The organism is Luteimonas composti (assembly GCF_042678665.1).
Classification (GTDB): Bacteria; Pseudomonadota; Gammaproteobacteria; order Xanthomonadales; family Xanthomonadaceae; genus Luteimonas; species Luteimonas composti.
This window is the reverse complement of record NZ_JBHTKU010000002.1, coordinates 664404-679883: the sequence shown is the minus strand read 5'-3', so window position 1 is coordinate 679883 and position 15480 is coordinate 664404. Positions and strand designations below refer to the sequence as shown.

At 67.5% G+C, this 15480-nt stretch carries 13 protein-coding genes; 2 read left to right on the top strand and 11 right to left on the bottom strand.

Annotated features, from left to right (window positions below):
* Positions 1-29: 29 nt before the first annotated feature.
* From ACFQ2D_RS07810 to ACFQ2D_RS07790, 5 genes are all read right to left on the bottom strand, one after another.
* On the bottom strand, positions 30-1154 hold the full coding sequence (locus ACFQ2D_RS07810) for a hypothetical protein (protein WP_386795578.1): 1125 nt from the start codon (positions 1152-1154) through the stop codon (positions 30-32).
* 254 nt (positions 1155-1408) lie between these two features.
* A complete protein-coding gene (locus tag ACFQ2D_RS07805) occupies positions 1409-1900 on the bottom strand; it encodes a hypothetical protein (protein WP_280943272.1) in 492 nt (163 codons plus the stop codon).
* A 48-nt stretch (positions 1901-1948) separates the two neighbouring features.
* Positions 1949-3979 (bottom strand): acyltransferase family protein, encoded by a 2031-nt coding sequence (locus ACFQ2D_RS07800; RefSeq protein ID WP_280943271.1) that lies wholly within the window; start codon positions 3977-3979, stop codon positions 1949-1951.
* Positions 3980-4073: 94 nt separating this feature from the next.
* Positions 4074-4901 (bottom strand): CatB-related O-acetyltransferase, encoded by an 828-nt coding sequence (locus ACFQ2D_RS07795; protein WP_280943270.1) that lies wholly within the window; start codon positions 4899-4901, stop codon positions 4074-4076.
* A gap of 182 nt (positions 4902-5083) precedes the next feature.
* Positions 5084-6430: a glycosyltransferase gene (locus ACFQ2D_RS07790; protein WP_280943269.1), complete on the bottom strand. Its 1347-nt coding sequence runs from the start codon at positions 6428-6430 to the stop codon at positions 5084-5086.
* A 300-nt stretch (positions 6431-6730) separates the two neighbouring features.
* Here ACFQ2D_RS07790 and ACFQ2D_RS07785 point away from each other — a divergent pair, with 300 nt between their 5' ends.
* Together ACFQ2D_RS07785 and ACFQ2D_RS07780 are read left to right on the top strand one after the other, a co-directional pair.
* Complete coding sequence (locus ACFQ2D_RS07785; RefSeq protein WP_280943268.1) at positions 6731-7234, top strand: hypothetical protein; 504 nt, start codon at positions 6731-6733, stop codon at positions 7232-7234.
* Between the two features lie 45 nt (positions 7235-7279).
* Complete coding sequence (locus ACFQ2D_RS07780) at positions 7280-7981, top strand: TylF/MycF/NovP-related O-methyltransferase (RefSeq protein WP_280943267.1); 702 nt, start codon at positions 7280-7282, stop codon at positions 7979-7981.
* 79 nt (positions 7982-8060) lie between these two features.
* Here ACFQ2D_RS07780 and ACFQ2D_RS07775 read toward each other — a convergent pair whose 3' ends face one another.
* From ACFQ2D_RS07775 to ACFQ2D_RS07750, 6 genes are all read right to left on the bottom strand, one after another.
* The gene (locus ACFQ2D_RS07775; protein WP_280943266.1) at positions 8061-8972 is read right to left on the bottom strand and encodes a hypothetical protein; all 912 of its coding nucleotides are present in this window, start codon (positions 8970-8972) and stop codon (positions 8061-8063) included.
* A 31-nt stretch (positions 8973-9003) separates the two neighbouring features.
* Positions 9004-9435: an adenylyltransferase/cytidyltransferase family protein gene (locus tag ACFQ2D_RS07770; protein WP_280943265.1), complete on the bottom strand. Its 432-nt coding sequence runs from the start codon at positions 9433-9435 to the stop codon at positions 9004-9006.
* Positions 9432-11015, bottom strand: coding sequence for a tetratricopeptide repeat protein (locus ACFQ2D_RS07765; protein WP_280943264.1), 1584 nt, complete (start codon positions 11013-11015; stop codon positions 9432-9434). The genes ACFQ2D_RS07770 and ACFQ2D_RS07765 overlap by 4 nt, the downstream gene beginning before the upstream one ends.
* 92 nt (positions 11016-11107) lie before the next feature.
* On the bottom strand, positions 11108-12019 hold the full coding sequence (locus tag ACFQ2D_RS07760; RefSeq protein WP_280943263.1) for a hypothetical protein: 912 nt from the start codon (positions 12017-12019) through the stop codon (positions 11108-11110).
* 40 nt (positions 12020-12059) lie between these two features.
* Positions 12060-14222, bottom strand: a complete 2163-nt coding sequence (locus ACFQ2D_RS07755) for a glycosyltransferase (protein WP_280943262.1) — start codon at positions 14220-14222, stop codon at positions 12060-12062.
* Positions 14219-15397 carry an ABC transporter ATP-binding protein gene (locus ACFQ2D_RS07750; protein WP_386795613.1) on the bottom strand — a complete coding sequence of 393 codons (1179 nt, stop codon included), beginning with the start codon at positions 15395-15397 and terminating at the stop codon, positions 14219-14221. The genes ACFQ2D_RS07755 and ACFQ2D_RS07750 overlap by 4 nt, the downstream gene beginning before the upstream one ends.
* Positions 15398-15480: the final 83 nt, after the last annotated feature.

Here is a 15480-nt window from a genome sequence, read left to right as displayed (position 1 = left end):
TTGGATGGCCGAAACATGCGTCCCCGGCATCAGGGCAACGCATGGCGCGCGGCCAGCTCAGAAACATACGCCTCGTTCGACAGCCCAAGCACGTTCCGCAATACGTCGTCGGCATCCACGGACCCGTTCTCCAGCAATCTTCGCAGGAAAGACAGGTTCGTGATCGCATCGTGATAGATGAACGTATGCGGGTCCAAACTGCTTCTTCGGGCGAGATACCTTTCCGAGTGCGGCGTGAGCCACAGGTTCATATTGAACAACTTCACGTGTCCCACCTCGAACCTCAGCATGTCCAGCAGCGCACGCTGCACCGCATTTCCGTGCGACTTGAAGAAGATTGAGTTGGATCTTCTGTACTGGTTTCGAAACAGGCACTCCCGGGACGAGCTGTCGAGCGGGAACTCTGCGCAGTCCTGGAGCACTGCCACCCGCGTGCCGCCCAGTCCGTCGCCTTTGGATTCGACGAGTTTACGGAAAGCGGGGTTCGTGTAGTACGAGACGTCAGTGCGCGAGCCGTGCTTCGAGGTGTCATACCGGGACGAAGAGGTATGGTTGAACCGGACCACCACATCAAAGCCGTCGATCTCCGGCCCACTGTCCAGATGACTGTCCACGGGGCCGACAATCGCCACCGACCTTCCATGAAGATAGCGCTGGAACTCCCCGTCGTTGCGGTCGTCAACGGTAGGCAGAGACACCTTGCGGTAGCGTTCACGCCCCGCATCGAGCAAGGCCAGGCCTCGCATAGCAGGCCTCACCGCTCTCGCGACGTCGCCGGGGAGCTGCTTGTATATCGAGCCAAGCCTGCCGACCAGGCCTTTGCTCCCGTCCTCCGCTACCGCGCCAGCCATGAGCAGGAAGCCGCCCTTGTCCAGCTTCCCTTCTGACGTAACGACCTTCGCCAAGACCCTGTCGGCCGCGATGCGCCTGCACCGGTGGGCGGTACGGAAGTGCATTCCCAGCAAGAGAAGGTTCTGAAGCACAAAACAATGCCAGCAATCCAGCCCGCCAGCGAAAGCAGAATCCTCCTGAGCTTCCACGAACCGGTCGAGCGCACCGACCGCATCAAGAAAGCCGGTGGATCGAACCGACTCCAGGTTCTTCGCTTTCGACCCGGGCGGCAGCACGGAGGTGATTGTCTCGAGCAAGGTCACCAGTTCGGACGCTGGCCCGCCGCCCTCCCGTACGACAGCCCTCAGGTCGGAGCACAGGTGCTCCACGTCCCCCCCTGTAACACAGTCTGCTCGAAACACTAGAAGGAACCTCGCACCAGATAGGACAGATGATTTCGCCCTTGCCGGGCACGGCGACGATCAGAGCCGAAGCGAGTGAAGCAGGAGCGCGACCACCGCGCTATTCAGGGCGAACCACACTTCACCGCCCCCCCGTGCACCACCGATGTCTACGGTCATGGATTCCCCGGATCTCTGGCAAGCCATTCATCAAGGGCATCTGAAACCTTCCACTCCATGACCACCAGATGCCTGGCGCGGGGGTTGGCGGGCTTCTTGCCCACGTCCGAACGGAACTCGACGGTGATGGTGGGATGGCCCTTTCTCCTGAACTTGAGCTTGGTGCCTTTCCTGCTCGCTTCCGGGTCCCCCGAAACCCTGTAGCCCCCGACGTGCATCAATCTCTCGATATCTTCGATGGCTTGGCCCTGCTCGCGATCCAGGACCTCGAGCGCCACCCTCCGTCGCAGGTGGCCCTTCCTCTTCGTCACGTGGAAGCGGTCTTCCCGCAGGTGGTAGTCCGGGGGCAGACGCAATCCTGCAGGGAGGGGGTTGTAGCCGGCTTCGCTCGAAGCGGCGCCTGGGAGGCCCGAGGCGTCCACCGGGCCATCCTGCACGGCACAAGCGGCAAGCGCCATAGCCAGGACGGATATCAGCATTCTAGACATTTCCGCACATTCCTCAGCGGTTCGACCAAACACCGGGCAAGAGGCAACTCATTCACCCGTCTCGACGCCAAAAACCCATTCGAAGTCCTTCCGGAAGACCTTGTAGATTCGCATGGCGCCGAAATCATTCACATGATCGTCATCCCGGTACACGATCACGCCATCCTGCAGCGGGCTGCAGACCCCTTCGTAGCAGAGTGCATTTCGGGGATCGATCAGCCGCACGTTGGGCCGATTGCCAATGGCAAGTTCAAGCCTGCGAACGTAGTCGGCGCTCCTGCGCTCGTAGTCGTACTGTCCGGAACCGCAGACCTTCGCCACGTCCTTGCGATAGCGCTGTGCCCGCATGACGCAGGCAGTGGGGTTCTCGACCGCCATCACCGGCACCGCCCCGATGACGAGGATGCGCTTGGCGCCGACCTTCTGGAGGTCGTCAAGGGTGCGGCGGAGGCTGCGGATGTAGAGCTCGGCCTGATTTTCCGGGATCGATCTTCTGTTGCTGGAGATGGTCGGGTAATTGCTCCAGAACGCGCTGACAATGGCAAAGTCGGGAGCGAGCTTCCCGTCCTCCAGAACCTGCCATGCCTTGCGCTTCTGCTTGCGGCAGGTCGTGTCCGTCGCCGTCTTGCCTACCCAGTGGCGTACCACGCCGCGCATCGGATTGCATCCAGCGCGGAAATAGGTCGCCAGATACGTGTCATGTTCCATGGCGGCACGCCGCACGAGCACGGCACGCATCGCGCGCGCATGGGAGTCGCCCAGCAGCACCCCGACCTGTCTGGGCTTTCCGCCCACCGCGCTGCGCATGTGCCGATCGCATGCAGCCTTCTTGAACGAGTGCAGGCTGCATGCGCCCCCCTTGCTCCCCTTGCCGCGCCAGTACGCCGCGGGAACCTTCTCGGCCGCCGACTTCGCCACGGTCCTGGATACCAGTGCGCCAGCCGCCACGATGGCGGCGCAGGCGAGCAATCCAGCCGCGATCACCCGCAGGCCCGCCACCCGGGTCAGCGGCTGCCAATGGATCCGGGCCGGCGTCTCGAGCCAGCGGTAGGTCAGGTACGCCAGTCCCAGCGAGCCGACGACCGCGACCATGCCCAGCGCCAGGGGGAGCTGGTCGAAGTTGTAGATGCGCGTGAAGACGATGGCAGGCCAATGCCACAGGTACCAGGAATAGGACAACAGTCCGATCCATACCATCGGCTTCACTGACAGCAGGCGCGCCGTCCCCATCTGCGGCGCGACGACTCCGGCACCGATCAGCAGCGCTGCGCCCACCACGGGCAACGCCGCGTTGTAGGAGGGGAAGCTGGTCTGGTGGCTGAATCCGAACACGGCGGCGAGGACCGCCGCCAGCCCCACCCAGCCGAGTGCTGCCACTAGGCGTGACGGCAGCCTGCGCAGCCAAGGCAGCGCGGCATAGGTCATGCCGCCGATCACGAATTCCCAGGCGCGCAGAGGCATGAGGTAGAAGGCGTAGTTCTTCTCGCCTCCGGACGTATATCGCACGCAGACATACAACGAACCTGCGAGGACCGCCGTACCCAGCAGCCAACCGGCCACCACCCGTATCCGGCCGGGACGCGCGACCATCCAGAACAGGCCCACCAGCAGCGGCGTGACGAGGTAGAACTGCTCCTCCACCGACAGCGACCACAGGTGCAGCAGCGGCTTGGATTCCGCGGCGGTGTCGAAATAGCCCTCGAGCGAGAGGAAATGATGGTTGACCAGCATCATCCCCGAGTACATCGCCTGCTCGCCGACCGCCTTGAACTCGTCGGACGTGACCAGGAAGTAGAGCGAGGCCAGCAGCGTGGTCGCGACCACGAGCAGGTACGGCGGCAGGATGCGGACCACACGCCGCGCCCAGAACTCTCGATACCGGAACGTGCCCCGGGTGCGTTGCTCGACGATGTGGCCGATGATCAGGAAGCCGGAGATGACGAAGAACACGTCGACGCCGACATAGCCTCCGGACAGCCACGACAGGCCGCCGTGGTACAGCACCACCGACAGCACCGCGATGGCCCGCAGGCCGTCGACGGCGGGGTGGTAATTGGAGACTCCTCGCGCGTTGACCATCACTGTTCCTGTAACGAAGCGACCTGCGCGACCTGCACGGACATGGAACGAACCTGGACAATTCAGCCAACCCCGACCCCCATGACAGCGTCGATCACACCTGCTTGTTTTTTCCCTTCCTGGCTGGCTTGCGCCGCTTGGGATCGGCCTGCAGCACGACCGCTTCCGGCTCGAAACGCTCGATCCCACCGCGCTCGATCATGCCGGCCAGCTCCTCGCAGAAGCGCGCGGGCCGGTCGAACCCCATGCGGGCGAGCGCGGCCGGCGAGTAGTTCCACCACTCCAGCCTCACCAACTCGCTCCCCACCTCCTCCGGCAACCGGTACTTCAGGATCCTCGCCGGATTCCCGCCGACCACGGCATAGGGCGGCACGTCCTTCGTGACCAGCGCACCGGCAGCAATGACCGCGCCGTGGCCGATGCGGATGCCCATCGCCAGCGTCGCATCCCGCCCGATCCACACATCGTGTCCGATGACGGGATACGGCTTTCCGCCGTGGGCCTTCCACGGGTACGGCGTTACGCCCTCGGCCATCATGAAGTCGCTGACCAGCGGATTCGTCGGCCGGAAGGTGATGATGGACGTGGTGACCAGGTCGAGCGGGTGGTGCGAGTCCAGCAGCGTCAGGCCGCTGGAGATCGAGCAATAGCGTCCGACCGTCATCGACTCGTGCAGGGGCGAGTAGGAATACGAGAACGCGCCGATGCTGTAGAGGCCCGACGACTTGCCTCCGCCGATGCTGCCCTTGAACCGGCCGCCGTACAGACCCGTGTACGCTTCGATCCGCACCTCGTGGCCAAGCGGATAGTCCTTGCCCAGGCGCGCCCAGCCGTACTTGCCCTTCTCGGGCGGCGGCGACCGGCGCTTGAACAGGATTTTCCGCCGCCACAATTCGGCGGCCAGCTCTTCGGTGATGATCATCGACGAACCGTCCCCGGACGGGTAGCCGCCGCGCAGGCAGACCGCTTGCCGCGGAGGGAGGGTCGGTTCGGGGAGGTGTCGGTCCCAGTCCTGCGGGTCATATCGGCCGGCGCCTGTGCAAAGGCGGCATTGTAACCAACGCCGCCACCCGGCCCGGCGAGGCCAGCGGCCGCGCGGTGGAATCAGCCCGCCTGCCCGCGATGAAGTCCCTCCAGCACGCGCGCCAGCTTCGCGCCGAGGGAGCGCCAGGAGTGCTGCTCGACGGCTTCGGGATCGAGCTCGAAGGACCGGGACAGCCCCCCCTCGCGCTTGCACTGCAACAGCGATTCGAGCGCGGCCGCGATCGCGGCTTGCTGGTTGGGAACGGTCAGCCCGCGCCGCTGGGCCTGGAGCAGTTCGGCCGCCGAATCGCCTTGCGCGTCACCCAGGTGCAGGATCGGGCGCCCGGCTCCAAGGTATTCGTAGAACTTCCCCGGGATGTGGACCGGGTCGCTGTTGGCCACATTGACGAGCACATCGGCGGCGCGCTGCATTGCGGCCGCCTGGGCCTGGGTCACGAAGCCCGCCAGTCTCAGGGCTTGCGGATGACGGGCCGCGGCCTCCAGCAGCCACTGCGGCGGCGTCCGGGTGGCAACCGTGAGTCTTGCACCTGGCAGGGACGCGACCGCTTCGACCACCGGCATGCCGTTGCGGAACGCGTAGAAGCTGCCGGTATAGACCAGTTCGAGCAGTGCGGGGTCGAAGGCCACCGGAAGCTCGACCTCGCCAGAGGCATTTCCCGGCGGATCGAAGCCCTGGCTCAGGACGCTTACGCGGGAGTCCGCCAGCGGATAGCGGGAGCGCAGCAGCGTGCGGGCCGCTTCGGTGGTGACCAGCACGTGGTCGGCATTGCGGCATGTCCACGACTCGATGCGGCCGGCAAGCCGCCGCCAGCGTGCGGGTGTATAGAACGACAGGACGGGATCGCCCATGTCGACCAGCCATGGGTAGCCGGCCTCCTTCGCAAGCCGCCCCAGGCGAAGCGTGGTCGCCGGTTCGTGCGAGCTGATCACGATGTCCGGCTGCAGTTGCGCCAGGAGTTCGCGGAGCCGGGACCGCGCTGGCAGCTCCCACTGCCCTTCCGCATCGGGAAAGGTGAAATTGCCCGCCAACCGGTCCAGCCGGGTCAGCACGCGGCCTGCCAGCCTGCCCTTCCAGTTGACCAGAGGCTCCAGCGAGGCGAGTCCGCCTTCGCCCAGGGCCAGCTGCCCGCTGGCGTCCGGAACGGGCATGGCCAGCTCCTGTCCCTGGCAGAGCGCCAGCGGCGCGCGGCGCAGGATGGAAAAGAACCCCGTCGCAGCCCCGCCCGGCGAACGGTACACACGCACGCCGGCAGGTACCGGAAGCGGTCGCGGCTCCTCGCCCCTGACCACCGAGAGCACGTCCACTTCGAACCCATGGCCGACCAGTTCCCGGGTCAATCGCGCCCAACGCAACGACTGGGGCGAGGGTGCCGGTGGAAACTCGTACGCGAGCAGCAGCACCTTCATGATCGACGCATTCAGCTGGCGGCAAGGGCGGCGATTCTCGCATCACCGGGGCGGCTCCGATAGCGGCGAGCGCGCCCTCAAGGCGCCCGTCGCCGTGGCGCTGGTCAGCGCCGGACGACCCGGCGCGACGCTGCCCGGTTGTCGGGGTGGCCGACCGCGACGGGGCGGGCCGGAAAGGCGTTTGCCCAGCCCGCCGCACCCCCACCCTGAACCCATCGCGGACCGGCACTGCGTGGCCGGATGCCCGGCCGGAACCCTCGGTTATGATCGGCCACTTCCTCCCCCACCAGGCCCTCGCGAATGACTGCCAAGCCCCTCCTCCTGGTTCCACTTGCCCTGCTCCTGGCTGCCTGCCAGGAGCGCCCAGCCACCGGGCAGCCGGCCCAGGACGCGCAGGCGGCCGCCGCGCCGTCCGAGCCGCCGGCACCGGCCACCCCCGCCAGGCCTTTCGAGGCGGCCCTGCCCGCGGGCGTCACCCTGAGCTTCCGGCACCACGCCCGCTCGACGAAGACGGTGCAGGACAAGGAGGGCGCGTCCTGGGAGAGATACACCATGGAATTCCTCGGCTCGACGCCGAAGGACGCCACCCTCGCGCTGATGGACGACATGCGCCGGGCCGGCTTCGAGGCGGGCAAGCCGAAGAAGCGCAAGGGCGGGTATCGCGTCCGGTTCTCCCGCGAAGGTTACGGCGAGGCCATTGCGATCGTGCGGCCGGCGGAGCGGGACAAGCTGCGGCACCCCGAAGCGGCCGGCGTGGTCCAGCTGGCGTTCCCGGCAGCGGCCGGGACCGTCGCGGCAGAGTAGATCCGGTAGCGCTGGTTCAACCACCCACAACAGGAGGTGCAGGTCGTGACACCAGATTCCGGTAATCCACTCGCCACCGCGGACGCAATCGGCGCCGCGCTCGACCAGTGGCTGGGCAGGTCCAAGGGCGGCTACGACTTCTGGAAGATCGCCAGGCTGATGTCTTCGGTCGATACGGCGAAGTACTTCGAGACGCACATGCTGACCACGCCGCTGTACGCCTCGCGTGCGAAGTTCCACGAAGCGATCTTCCCGAAGCGCACCATCCCCGGCCTCGTCCTCGAGTTCGGGGTCGCCGGCGGCCGCAGCATCAACCGCCTCGCCAAGCTGTTTCCGCAGGAAACCGTCTACGGATTCGACAGTTTCGAAGGCCTCCCCGAGGCGTGGCGCCCCGACTACCAGAAGTCGCACTTCGCGCAGGCCCTGCCGGCCGTCCGCGACAACGTGGAGCTGGTCGTGGGCTGGTTCAACGAGACCCTGCCCGCCTTCCTCGACGCACATCAGGGCGACATCTCCCTGCTCCACGTCGACTGCGACCTCTACTCCTCGACCAGGACGATCTTCGAGTTGCTCGCCCCGCGCATCAAGCCCGGCACCCTGATCGTGTTCGACGAATACTTCAATTACCCGGGCTGGCGCGAGCACGAGCACAAGGCGTTCATGGAGTTCCTGGCGGACAACGGACTGGAGCACGAATACCTGGGCGCGGTCCGCTGCAACAAGCAGGTCGCCGCGCGCATCCGGTAATCCCGATGCCCCGCCCCGGCGCCTTCCCGGGCGTCGGCGGGGTGCTTCCCGCCAGCGCCAGCATCGGACGAAGCCGTGGCTAGGCGCGTTGCGCGAGTTCGGTCAGGAGCTCCGCGGTCCGTTGCGCACTGCAGCCGGTGTACTCGGGCGCCAGGTAGTCCTGCAGGAACGACAGGGTGGCCGGACAGATGCCGGCACCGCCCGAAATCATGTCCATCAGCTCGCCGGGGGAAGACGGATGCAGCCCGATGCCCTCGCTGAAGATGTGCCGTTCCGCGCTGCCTGCCGGCAGGTAGGTCAGGATCGGGTCCCGGATCACCCAGTCGGGGAAAATCACCGGTTTGCCCAGCGCCCAGGCCTCGTACACCATCGTTCCGAAATCAGAGATGACGTAGTCGGCCCACAGCAGCTTGTCGACGGTCGGCACCTTGTCCCGCCGGTTGCGGGGGTGCAGCGACACCTGCACGTCGAACTCCTGCTCGAGCAGTGCGAGGTGCGGTTCGAAACCCGGAAAGGACGAGAGCGAGACCTGCTCGTCGCCCCGCCGCGCGTAGTCGTGCGTGGGCGCCCAGAGCACCCGCGGGCGGCGTCCGTCGCGGGGTTCCGGCGAGCGCTGCGCCTGCAACTCGAGCAGGGTGTCGAGGCGCGGCCAGCCAACGGCGTGCACCTGGTCGGCCGCCAGGTCCAGGCGCTTGCTCGCGACCAGGCGCCGCTTCAGCCACTGCCCCGGCACGAACACATGCTTGAGCCCGTTGGCGATGCGCTGCCCTCGCTCGTCCTTGCGGAAGAAATAGTTCTTGTCGGCGACGCCGTGCGACATCACCACATCCGCCGGCTGGTGGATGAACAGTGTGAAGTTGAGACTCCCGGTGCGCGCGACGCCTTCGGTCTGCGTGAAGCCGTCCGGCAGCCGCGCCTGGATCAGCCCCAGGATCTGGGACTGGACTTCGGCGTAGTTCCTGCTGGAGGTCCTGACGAAATTGATGGGCATGGGCGATCGGCTCGATGCGGCAGGACGTGGCTCAGCTGGAGCCAGCCAGCTTCACCCGGAAGCCGCCGTTGATCGCCTTCTCGCCGATCTGCTCCTTCAGCGAAGTGGTGCTGATGCCCTCCGTGCGCGGGAGGTACACCACCTGGCAGTGCTCCTCCAGGAAGTCGAAGCGCCCGCTCCAGTCGTGGCCCATGCCGAAGATCGCGATGCCGTGCGTGCGGATGTCGTCGACCTTCTGCTCCCAGGTTTCCTCGGGAATGACCGCATCGACGCAGCGCAGGGCGCTGACGATCCGGGCCCGATCCGCGAACGGCATCGAGCAGATCTTCTCCTTGCGCATGTTGAACTCGTCCGTCGATACGGCCACCGTCAGGTGGTCGCCGAGCTTGCGCAGGCGCTCGAGCAGGTTGAGGTGGCCGATGTGGAACAGGTCGAACGTTCCGTAGGTGATGACTCGCTTCACTGCAGTGGTTCTCCGTTGGCCTGCGCTGCGGGTTCGGGTGGCGGGAGGAGGCGGGCCATCCGGGCCTGCGCGGCTTCCACCGCCATCCTGAATTCGACCGAGACCGGGCCCAGGGCGGTGAGCCCGGACCAGACCTTCTCGAACAGCTCCACGCTGCCGGTGTGGTAATAGTCGAGCAGCATCCGGTAGTAGTACCAGAGCGTCTCGTTGCGGTCGGTGACCGACATGTTGGGAGTATCGCAGAAGGTCTCGAAGTCGGTGACCGGCGTGCGCCAGTCGCCGTAGTTCTCGGTCAGGTAGGTGTCCGTGTCGTGGGGCACCAGGAACCGCTCGCCGAGGAACTCGGTCTCCACCAGTTGGAAGGGGCTGTTCCACCACCGCGTCTTCTGCCCCTCGTGGTACAGCCGCCCGTCCTCCTCCCAGTGGAAGAACACGTCGATCATCACGCCGTTGCTGTGCTTCACCCGCAGGATCCGCTCGGTGATGATCGGCAGCAGCATGAAATGGCCGGTGCCGCTGAGCGCGCCACGGACGCGTTCGAAGTCGTAGTGGTCCATGACGCCCACGTCCACGTCCTTGTCGTGGCCGAGGATGCCGCCCTCGCGCACGCAGCCGAGCAGCGTGCCGCTGATGAGGAAGAACTCCACGCCGGCCGCGGACAGGTCTTCGCGCAGGTCCAGCAGCGCGCGGCGCGCCGCATCGGTCCAGTCCTCGCGAAACGGCTTCTTCCGCTCGGCGGGCTTGAGGATGCGCGAGCCGATGATGAAGCGGCGCTGGATCGCGTAGAGCGCCTCTTCGTGCTGGTCGAGGTCGCGCGCGGCGATCGAATAGTGGAACAGCGAATGCAGCGCGCGATAACCGTTGAACGCGAAGCTGGGCAGCAGCAGGTCCTTGAACTGCCGCAGCGCCTCGGGCCCATTTACCGTCTTGCGCAGGCTGGCGAGCTGGCGGTCGGTGAGTGGACGGGTCGGCCGGTCGGCCGGGAACAGGCGCAGGAAGAACTCGCGGGCCTCGTCGCAGCGTCCAGCCGCCGTCAGCAGGTCCACCTTCATCAGCGCCATCTCGGCCAGGTAGCTGTTGCGTCCCTTCCTGGCGGGCATGTGCAGCAGGGCCCGCTCGACGGCGGCCAGGGCGCCGGCATGGTCGGCGGTGAAGACGCCCAGTTGCGCGCGGCGGCGCAGGGTGCTCCAGCGCACCCCGTAGATCGCATCGAGTTCGTCCAGGTACGCCAGCGCCTCGCGTCCCCGGCCCAGCGCCACCAGGGCGTCGCACCGCGCCAGGCGCGCCCGGAAGACGGAGCGGTCGCGCGGCTCGCGCGCTTCCTCGGTCTCCTCGAGCGCCCCGACCTGGTCGAGGACGTCCTGGTAGCGCCGCTCGGCCAGCGCCATCGAGATCTCGACATAGGCCGCGGCGGTGGCTTCGGTTTCGCTGCCGATCGCCTCGACCTCCACCTCGGGCGCGACCGGCGGGCCGAACAGGCCGATCCGGACCGCCGCTTTCCTCAGCACCTGCTTGATCGGCTCCGGCAGTGGCCGCAGCAGCTGACCCAGCGAGATGATGAATCGTTCTTTGAGGCGCACCAGGCGGTTCTCCGTGACGTCCCGCGCCCACCGGCGCGGGACGGTGGGCAAAGCGGGTCATTATAGGGATGCCCGGACGGGCGGCGTGAGCCTCAGCCGGCGGGCGCGGCGCCCGTTTCGCCGGCGGCCAGCCGCCGCAGCGCAGCCGCGATGGCCGCGGCCGAGTTCCCGGCGCGGTAGTTGTCCACGTACGCCGCCATGAATTTCACCACGTCCGGGGTGATCACCGGCCCTGCCTCGAGGATGTCGAGCATGTCCTCGAGCGACTCGGGGTGGTAGCCGATCCGGTTGTCGAAAATGTGGGCCTCGGCCGACCGCGGCAGGTACTGCTGGATCCGGTCGCCCAGGATCCAGCGGGGGAACAGGACCGGCTTGCCCAGCGCCCAGGCCTCGTACACGAGCGTGCCGAAGTCCGACACCACGAAGTCGGCCTCCAGCAGCTTCTCCAAGGTCGGCCGCTTGTCCACGCGGTTGCGCGGATGCAGCGAGACCTCCACGTCGAACCGCTTCGACAGGGCCGGCAGGTGGCGGCCGAAGTCCGGGTAGGACGAGGTCGAGCGTTCCTCGGCACCACGCTTGACCGCGTCGTGCGTCGGCGCCCACAGCAGGACCTTGCGTCCGCGGGTCTGCGGCCGCGGCATCGCGCGCAGCTGGTCGATCCGCGGCCAGCCGACCGTGATCACCTGGTCCTCGCCCAACTCGAGCTTGCTGCTCTTGAGGATGCGCTTGCGCAGCCAGCGTCCCGGCACCAGGACCGCCTTGAGACGGTTTGCAAAGCGCTGCCCGTCCGGATCGCGGATCCAGAAGTAGTTCTTGTCCGCAACGCCGTGCGACATCACCACGTCGGCCCGGTCGCGGATGAACAGCGAGAAGTTCAGGGCGCCGTCCACGTAGCGTCCCCGGGAGTATTCCCCGGCATCCAGTTCGGCCTGGACCAGCGAGAACAGGCTCTCCTGGACCTCACTGTAGTTGGCCGACGTGTTGAGTACGAAATTGATCTTCATCGGGACTTGGACCAGATCGCCAGCATGCCGTTCCCCGCGCCTAGATCATCGCCTCGGCGTCGACGTCGGCGATTCCACCGACCCGGCGCGAACGCGAGCCGATCTCCTCGTCCGATACCTGCCAGGTGTGGAAACCTTCCTGCGCGCTGCGGAACCGCACGAAGTTGAAGCCATCCATCGCAAGCACGTCGATGCCTGCTTCGTAACAACGGCGGATGAAGTCGGAATCGGACCCGCCCCGGCGCTTCTCGGAAAACTCAACGCGGTCCAGCACCCGGGTACGACCGCCGATGGTCCCGCCCGCCACGAGGGCGGAGGCGGAGCGCGCCGCGTCGTGCACCACGTTCTGCAGGTCGCCCCAGATGGGATCCCACATCAGCGAGTCGCTGGACTCAAGGTAGTTGAACATGGGCGGCTTGCCGAACAGGTCGAAATCGCCGACCAGCTGGTAGGCCATCACATCGCTGAGGTAGCCGGGGCCGTACATGTCGTCGTCGTCCATCTTGGTCCAGTACGGCGCGTCGGTCCTGGACACGGCGAAGTTCAGGCACGCGCCCAGGCTGCGGTTCCGGGCCGCGGCGTGGATGCTGACCGTGTCTCCCCCGAGGGCGCGCCGGAGAGCCGAGACATCCGCGCGGTCGTCGTTTACCACGACGACCAGTTCCTTGTTCGGATAACGGTCGCGGTGGAACCGCGCGACGCAGGCCGGCAGCAGGTCGGGCCGCATGGTGACGAGCAGGCACGCGATCCGCGGCTGCCCGGGGAGGAAGGACGCAGGGAGCGACAGATCGTCGGCCATGCGCTGGAGACGATGGGCGTAGGTATGCGCAGCCATCAGTTCGCGCCACGCCCGGTGGCGGGCCTGGGCCGCGGCCAGCGGATCTCCGAGCAGCGCGGCCAGGTGCCCGAGCACGTTGCCCTCGGCCCCGGACAGGAACCCGAACACAGGTTCGCCGCCATCGGCCCAGGCCACTAGGCTCCCGCCGGCGGCCGCGCGCATCATCCTGGCGGTGGCGCGCCAATGCCCGGCCAGGGGCCGGCGCGCGAAGATCTCGCCTCCGACGAGCCGGTCGAGGATGCGCTTTTCCCGCTCGTCCAGGCAGCCGATGACCTGCTCTTCGAACTCCGCGCAATCGCCCAGGCGGACGTTGGTGAAATCCCATTCGGTTTCGCAGACCAGCAGGCCGGACTCCCGTGCGGCGCGGAGCGCGCCGAGCTCCGGCAGCGCGCCCTGGAGGTCCCACCATCCGTCGAACAGAAGCCGGTCGCCCAGTACCTTGCGGTAATCGAGCAGGTCCAGGGTGCGCACGGGGTGGTGCAGCCGGGGTTGGATCGCGGGCGGCAGCCATTGCGCGCGCGCTTCGGGCCAGCGTGCCGAGACCTGCCCGTGCATGTCCCGGTCGGCCACGTACACCGCATCGGCATGCCCGATCAGCCAGGCGAACCGGTCGAGGTTGCCCGGCACCTCCCTGATCCACAAGACGAGGGGGACGCCCATGCGCCGGCAGCGGTCGACCAGCGGCAGGAAGCGCTCTCGGTTGCCGGGGCTGTCCAGCAGCGGATAGCCCGCTGGGCCGGCTTCCGGGCGCCATGCCGTCTCGACCAGCAGGAACAGGATGCGCTCTGGCGTGACCAGCGCCTCGGCGTTCGACGGGTCGACGCACTCGACCCGCGCGTCGAAGGACAGCTCCTCGAGCAGCTCGCGGCTTCCGATATAGCCGATGGCGCGCGCCTCGCGCGTCCGGGGCACCGCCACCTCGCCGGCCGGAAGCCGGATCCCGTCCGGCAGCGCCTCGTCCGCGGGCAGGCGCAGGATCCTGCAGGGAGAGTTGAGCGCCTCGAGGGTATCCCCCCGCTCCCAACACATCCACGGCGGCAGCGGCTGTACGCCACTCGGCGCGGGCGGCACCTCGGGTTCCTCGGCGGCCGGTGGTTCCGGGGGCCGCGCGCCCTGCAGCCGCGCGGACATCCAGCGGATGGGAGCGGTGATCTTCCACGACCGGCTCTGCAGCAGCGCGTCGCGCTCGGCAGCCACCGCTTCGCAGCGCGAGGACACGGCGGCAAGCTCGGCCTCCAACCCTCGCACCCGGACACGCAGCTCTTCCGCAATGCCGGCCTCCCGGGATGCGCGCCGCTTCCGGCTCGCGTCATCGCCACGGCCACGCGCCGGCGCTCCGTCCCCAGCGGGCACGTCCCCGGTCACTGGGGCCGCCCCGACCCTTCCGCGAGCGGATCGCGACTGACTGCCGCCTTCCTGCGGCGGCGGACCGGCGCCGGCGCTTCCGTCGCGATCTCAGGCATCGCGGGGCCTTCCTCCCCCCGCGGGTCGTTCGCCTTCCCGGCCATGTCCAGCAGCGCCTTCCGCGCGTCCCGGGCGGCCAGCTTCGCGCGATGCCAGGCCTTGCGGGCCCGCTTGAATCGCGCCCTGGCCTCGCGAAGGCCTGCGTCCGGCGCGTCGGCCGATCCGGGCTCGCCGAATGCAGCGCCGTCGGCGGCTGCAACCAGTTCCGCCCGCGCCGCCAGCGCGGCGCGCTTGGCGCGCCAGCTCCGCTTGCGCGCGGCGCGGTACCGGGCCGCGGCGAGCGTCCGCGGGTCCGGCGTATCCGTTGCAGCGGTCTCGACCGCGATCCCGGTCGGCTGCGCGGCCAACGACTGGGCCGCCAGCCGCGCACGCCGCCTCTTCCTGCGCTCGGCTTTTTTCCTGCGCGCCTTCGTCCGCGCGCGTTCGCCCGCCTCCGAGCGCGGGTACAGCCGCTGGTACTCGGCCAGCACTTCCGACACGCTGCCGTCGAGCACGAGGCGCCCCTGGTCCACCAGCAGGGCGCGGTTGCACAACTTCTGAAGCAACGACTCGTTGTGGCTGGCGACCACCACGATCTTGCTACCGTCCACGCGATCGGTCATGCGCTGGCGCGCCTTGCGGACGAACTGCGCATCGCCGGCGCCGAACCATTCGTCGAGCAGGACGATGTCGGTCTGCACCGCCGTGGACAGCGCGAATCCAAGGCGGACACGCTGTCCGCTGGACAGCGTCAGGAGCCGGCGATTGGATACGCCGCGCAATCCGGAGAACTCGAGCACCGGCTCGATCAGGCCCTTGATGTCCGCCGACGGAATCCCCATCGCCGTCGCGCGCAGGAAGATGTTCTCCATGATCGTGGCCTCCGGATTGAAGCCCACGCCGATGCTCAGCAGCGCCTGCTTGGTGCCGACGCTCTCGACCGTGCCGCTGGTTGGTTCGAACGCGCCCGCCAGCACGCGCAGCAGGGTGCTCTTGCCTGCCCCGTTCCTGCCCACCAGCGCGATCCGCTCGCCTTCGTGGACGTCGAAGCTGACGTCGTCGAGGATTGTCGCGAACCGGCGCTTGGGCACCGACATCGCGGCCCCGAACAGCGTACCGAGCCACGACGAGGCCATCTTGTCCGGCTGGACGAAGTAGGGAACGACCAGCGAGAGGTTCC

What these genes read in the sequence shown, in the direction of transcription:
- ACFQ2D_RS07805 (WP_280943272.1), bottom strand. Translation starts at nt 1,900, where the DNA reads ATGTCTAGAATGCTGATATCCGTCCTGGCTATGGCGCTTGCCGCTTGT.
- ACFQ2D_RS07800 (WP_280943271.1), bottom strand. Translation starts at nt 3,979, where the DNA reads ATGGTCAACGCGCGAGGAGTCTCCAATTACCACCCCGCCGTCGACGGC.
- ACFQ2D_RS07795 (WP_280943270.1), bottom strand. Translation starts at nt 4,901, where the DNA reads ATGATCATCACCGAAGAGCTGGCCGCCGAATTGTGGCGGCGGAAAATC.
- ACFQ2D_RS07790 (WP_280943269.1), bottom strand. Translation starts at nt 6,430, where the DNA reads ATGAAGGTGCTGCTGCTCGCGTACGAGTTTCCACCGGCACCCTCGCCC.
- ACFQ2D_RS07785 (WP_280943268.1), top strand. Translation starts at nt 6,731, where the DNA reads ATGACTGCCAAGCCCCTCCTCCTGGTTCCACTTGCCCTGCTCCTGGCT.
- ACFQ2D_RS07775 (WP_280943266.1), bottom strand. Translation starts at nt 8,972, where the DNA reads ATGCCCATCAATTTCGTCAGGACCTCCAGCAGGAACTACGCCGAAGTC.
- ACFQ2D_RS07760 (WP_280943263.1), bottom strand. Translation starts at nt 12,019, where the DNA reads ATGAAGATCAATTTCGTACTCAACACGTCGGCCAACTACAGTGAGGTC.
- ACFQ2D_RS07750 (WP_386795613.1), bottom strand. Translation starts at nt 15,397, where the DNA reads ATGTCGGTGCCCAAGCGCCGGTTCGCGACAATCCTCGACGACGTCAGC.